General features: G+C 67.3%; 5 protein-coding genes. 1 reads left to right on the forward strand and 4 read right to left on the reverse strand.

Features of this window, described 5'->3' with window-relative positions:
* Positions 1-251: 251 nt before the first annotated feature.
* Genes VD972_RS08895 through VD972_RS08905 form a run of 3 tightly spaced genes read right to left on the reverse strand, consistent with a single transcriptional unit; the run spans position 252 to position 3,270 of the window.
* Positions 252-1,490, reverse strand: coding sequence for a sensor histidine kinase (locus VD972_RS08895; RefSeq protein ID WP_324983803.1), 1,239 nt, complete (start codon positions 1,488-1,490; stop codon positions 252-254).
* Positions 1,487-2,458: an MBL fold metallo-hydrolase gene (locus tag VD972_RS08900; protein WP_324983805.1), complete on the reverse strand. Its 972-nt coding sequence runs from the start codon at positions 2,456-2,458 to the stop codon at positions 1,487-1,489. The genes VD972_RS08895 and VD972_RS08900 overlap by 4 nt, the downstream gene beginning before the upstream one ends.
* 41 nt (positions 2,459-2,499) lie before the next feature.
* On the reverse strand, positions 2,500-3,270 hold the full coding sequence (locus tag VD972_RS08905; protein WP_324983810.1) for a TetR/AcrR family transcriptional regulator: 771 nt from the start codon (positions 3,268-3,270) through the stop codon (positions 2,500-2,502).
* A gap of 91 nt (positions 3,271-3,361) precedes the next feature.
* Between VD972_RS08905 and VD972_RS08910 the strand changes: the two genes are divergently transcribed.
* Positions 3,362-4,552, forward strand: coding sequence for an epoxide hydrolase (locus tag VD972_RS08910; RefSeq protein ID WP_324983814.1), 1,191 nt, complete (start codon positions 3,362-3,364; stop codon positions 4,550-4,552).
* A gap of 34 nt (positions 4,553-4,586) precedes the next feature.
* Here the strand turns inward: VD972_RS08910 and VD972_RS08915 are convergent.
* On the reverse strand, positions 4,587-4,909 hold a 323-nt coding region (locus VD972_RS08915), incomplete at its 5' end, for a tetratricopeptide repeat protein (RefSeq protein ID WP_324983817.1).

Consider the following 4,909-nt stretch of genomic DNA (forward strand, 5'->3'; position numbering starts at 1 on the left):
CTCTTCCTTCTGGGTGCTCTGAGCCGCGGTGCTCTGGCCCGCGGTGCTCGGGGCCTGCTGCGGGGGAGCCGCGGTGGCACATCCCAGGAACAGTCCCATCATCACCCATCCGCTGAATCTCTTGATCTGCACGTCGGAATCTCCTGTCGCCAGCCCGGCGCGAACGAGAGGCAGTGACTCGCCGCGCGCTCGCGATGTATGCGCTCATGATAGCGCAGGTGCGACGCGCAGGAGGCTGGCCCCGGAGAAGGCTACCGGCGCCGGAGCGGCAGGTGCACGGAGAAGCACGAGCCCTGCTGGAGCTGGCTCTCCACCGTGATGCGGCCACCATGCGCGGTGACGATGCCATGAGCCACAGCCAGACCGAGCCCCGTGCCCACACCCACGGGCTTGGTCGTGAAGAACGGCTGAAAGATCTGCCGCATCGTCTCGGGAGACATCCCTACTCCGGTATCGCGGATGTCCACGCGGACGCCCTCCCCCTCCCGAGACGTGGTCACGCGCACCTTGCCTCCGGCTTCGGTCGCCTGACCGGCATTGACCAGCAGGTTCACCAACACCTGAGCGATCTGACGAGGCCGGCCCATCAGCATGCCCACGTCGCCCAGCTCGGCCTCCACCTGGCAGTGGTAGAGCTGGCCCTGGGCAAGGCGCAGCGCGGCCTTGACCTCGACGTTCACGTCATACTCGGTGGACTGCTCGGGGCCGCTTCGCGAGAACTGACGCAGATCCGACACGATGGAGTTCACCCGCCGGATGCCATCCAGGGTGGCCGGCAGGACGTCCTCCACGTACTCCCGGAGGTGTGCGGGCAGGTCTGACTGCTTCTGGAGCTCCTGATGCAGCGAGTTGACGTTGCTGGTGACGAAGCTCATGGGGTTGTTGATCTCATGAGCAATGCCGGCGGCCATCATCCCCAGGCTGGAGAGCTTCTCCTGCACGAGGGCGCGCTCATGCGCCTGCTGCAGCAGCTCCCGCTGTTGGTTCACCTGCCCCAGCATCGCTTGAAACAAGGCGGTCCGCTTCTCGGAGACCATGAAGCTGATGCTTCCCAGCAGGGTGAATGCGAGGGGAAACAGCGGCTCGCAGCCAGTCCCGAGCGCCACCGCGTTGGCAATGGCCAGGAAGGCGATGGCCTGAGTCCGCTCCCAGCCTCCCAAGTCATAGAACCAGAGCATATGGAAGGGAATGAAGAGCCAGACCAGCAAGGACCATTGAGTCAGGAGGCCCATGAGGCTCCAGAGCAGCAGGTTGAGGATCAGTCGAGCCGTCTCCGCCCTGGCTCTGCCCAGCCGCTTTGCCAGCCAGTCAATGAGCACGGTGTTGATGAGGACCAGGACTGGAAACATCGCCGCCAGGCTGCCTGCCACCGTCCACTGTCCCCAGAACTGAAGGAAGAGTGCGAGGAAGATGAGCAGCGCTCCCACCTTCCGCAGGAGGTGGAGGTCATGGCGGGCCTGTTCTGGATTGACGTTCGCGGGTGCGGTCATTGGGCGAGCTCCAGCGGCTCCAGCCCCTTGCCGAGCTCGAACGAGGCGCCCACCGCGCCGACGACACAGGTGCGCCGCTGCAGGCCGGCCAGCTCGCGCAGGCGGAACACGGCCTCGATGCCCGTGCAGTGCGCCCCCATCAGGTGGCCGAGCTTCATCTCTCGCAGCTTGCGCCCCGTCCACGCGAGCCCCTTCTCATCGGACCTGAACAAGTGGAGCCCGCCGATGGCCGCGTGGATGGGAGCGGACCTCACCTGCTTCCGGGCAAACTCGAGGATGTTGATGATACCCGCGTGCCCACAGCCCGTGACGACCACGAGCCCCTGCTCGGTATCGACGACGAGGGACTGGTCCTCGGGGAGCGTGTCCTCGACGAGGCCTTGGGGAGACTGGACCCGGCCCTTGCCGCTCCAGTTGCGCTCGGGGTGGGTGCGAGGCACGGGCCCGGTGAGCCACACGCCGGGTGACAGCTCCACCGGCCCCGTGTGCTCGACGAAGGCGCCCCCTGCCGCTTCGTACTCGGAGCGGAAGGCGAGCATGGGGTTGTTCTCCTTGGCCTTTCCAGGGCGGCTCCAGAAGATGCCTCGGCCCACATGGGCCCTGGAGAGCGCAGCGGGATTCTTCTGGGAGAGCTCGCGGCGCAGGGTGACAAGTCCCCCCGTGTGATCGTCATGGTTGTGGCTGAGGATGACGTCGGTGATGTCCGAGAGATCGATGCCCATCTCCTGGGCGTTCTGGAGCACGGTCTGGGGGCGGGCACCCGTATCGAAGAGGATCCGCCGCCCATCCGCCTCGATCAGCGCGGCGAAGCCCCACTCGCCCACGCCCTTGTCCGCGAGCATGGTGGAGAGCACCGTCACGCGCAGGTTCTTCACGCGAGCCTGAGAGGGAGGAGGTGTCTCGGCGCGAGCGGAAGACACGAGCACGAGGGCGAGCGCAGAGCACAGCAGCAGAGGAGAGGGCTTCATAGGTCCAGAATGCGCCAGCAGGTGGCTGGCGGCCAACTCCCTTAGCGCCCCGCCGAGCGGGCATGGATGAAGCTCTCGATGCCGTCCAGGACTCGCTGCAGGCCGAACTCGAAGGCATGCTCGGGAGGGTAGGCGGAACCGTAGGCAGCCCCCGCCGCCGCGCCAACCCGGGCCGCGGTCGGATAGCGGCTGGCGTCGAAAACCTTCGCCAGCAGCGGGGCGTGAGCCTCCCACCACTGCGCATCGGACATGCCGGTGTGCTGCTCGGCCTGCGCGGCCTCCACCGAGCGGCGCGCGGCCCCTTCGACGTACCCGTTGACGAGGCTGACCATGGAGTCCATCTCCACCTCCGTAAGGCCCACCTCGGAGAGGGCGCGAAGCTCGTAGTCGTACTTGGCAATGAGGTTTGGCCCCATCACCGGCCGGCTCATCGCGATCTGCAGCATCCACCGATGCCGGTGGTAGAGCGCCCAGTTCTCCCGGGCGATCCGCTCGAGCCTGGCTCGCCATCCTCCAGCCACATTCTCCGGCCTGGCCAGCTCTCCATAGACAGCGTCCAGCATGACGTCGATCAGCTCTGCCTTGCTCGGCACATACGTGTACAGCGACATGGGGGCCACCCCCAGTTCGTCAGCGACCCGCCGCATGGACAGCGCCGCGAGCCCCTCCACATCGGCCACCCCCATCGCAGCCCGGACGATCTGCTCCACCGTCAGCCGGGGCTTGGGGCCTCGCTTCGGGCGCTGCTGGAGCCCCCACAGCAGCTCCATGCTGCGCTGAGGATCTCCACTGCCGCTGTACTCGGTGCTCACCCCGGCATTATGCCCACGCACAGAAACTCTGTACACCCAACGGAGTTTAAGGCATGGTTACTCCGTACACAGTACGCAATAAGGGGTTGCCATGACATCGACGGCGTTCGAGAAGAGAGCGCAGCAGCTTCAGCCGTTCCGCATCGAGACTCCCCAAGCCGACCTGGACGATCTCCGCACCCGGCTGGGCCGTGCCCGGTGGCCGGACGAGGTACCCGGTGCCGGCTGGAGCTACGGCGTGCCCCTGGACTACCTGAAGGAGCTGGCCGAGTACTGGCGCACGGCCTACGACTGGCGCAGCCACGAGGCCGTGCTGAACCAGTACCCCCAGTTCACCACCGAGATCGACGGCCAGAACATCCACTTCCTGCACGTGCGCTCACCCGAGCCCGACGCGCTGCCGCTGATCCTCACCCACGGCTGGCCGAGCTCGATCGTGGAGTACCTGGACATCATCGGCCCGCTCACCCAACCCCGCGCGCACGGCGGCGACCCTGCCCACGCCTTCCATCTGGTGATCCCGTCTGTGCCGGGCTACGGGCTCTCCGGGCCCACCCGCAAGGCGGGCTGGGGCACACGCCGGGTGGCCGAGGCCTGGGCCGAGCTGATGAAGCGCCTGGGCTACTCGCTCTATGGCGCCCAGGGCAGCGACTGGGGCACGTGGATCTCGCGCGAGCTGGGGCTGATCGCGCCCGAGCATGTCCTCGGCGTGCACACGAACGGGCTCATCACGTTCCCGTCCGGGGATCCGGCCGAGCTGGTGGGCCTGAGCGAAGTGGACCAGGCCCGGCTGGCGTTCGGGGAGCACTACATGCGCGAGCTGTATGGCTACAAGAAGATCCAGTCCACCCGGCCCCAGACGCTGGCCTACGGCCTGGCGGACTCACCGGTTGGCCAGCTCGCGTGGATCATCGGGGTGTTCAAGGAGTGGACCGACTGCACTGACACTCCCGAGGACGCCATCAGCCGGGACCGCCTCCTCACGAACGTCATGCTGTACTGGCTCACCAACACGGCCGGCTCCTCGGCCCGCTCCTTCGTAGAGACCCCGGACTCGCCCGAGGAGGTGGACCTGGCGGTGGAGGTGAAGCCGTCCACGGTGCCCACCGGCGTGGCGGTGTTCCCCCATGGCATCCTCCGGCCGATCCGCCGGTTCGCCGATCGCGACAACAAGAACATCGTGCACTGGTCGGAGTTCGACCGAGGCGGCACCTTCGCCGCCATGGAAGAACCCGACCTCTTCATCCGGGACGTGCGGGAGTTCTTTGGCCGCGTCCGCTGACCCGGTTGACGATCAGGGAGCAAAGGCCCACCCCTCAGGGGCCCCCATGAGCGGCCAGCCACTGGGACGCTGTGGCAACCTCAGAGGCCATGCCGATCCCCTTCCAATAGTCCCGCGCCTGGGTGGCCAGGGTCACCGCGCGCGTGCGCTCTGGGGGCCGCGCATCCCAGAGCGCACGTGCCAGCGCGAACTGCATCGCGGCGCGGATGTGCCCCTCCGGTGCAAGTGTCAGCGCACGCTCCAGCGGCGCGAGGGCCGCCGCCGGCCGGGCCTGGGCCAACAGCACCTCCCCGAGTGCGAGAAGGGGATTTGCGAGATCCGGGTGCTTCGGCCCCAGCGCCTTCTCGTGGATGGCCA

The sequence above is a fragment of the Hyalangium sp. genome, assembly GCF_035629615.1.
Classification (GTDB): Bacteria; Myxococcota; Myxococcia; order Myxococcales; family Myxococcaceae; genus Hyalangium.

Bases quoted from the DNA above. Each gene is read 5' to 3' on its own strand.
- VD972_RS08895 (WP_324983803.1), bottom strand. From the start codon at position 1,490: ATGACCGCACCCGCGAACGTCAATCCAGAACAGGCCCGCCATGACCTC.
- VD972_RS08900 (WP_324983805.1), bottom strand. From the start codon at position 2,458: ATGAAGCCCTCTCCTCTGCTGCTGTGCTCTGCGCTCGCCCTCGTGCTC.
- VD972_RS08910 (WP_324983814.1), top strand. From the start codon at position 3,362: ATGACATCGACGGCGTTCGAGAAGAGAGCGCAGCAGCTTCAGCCGTTC.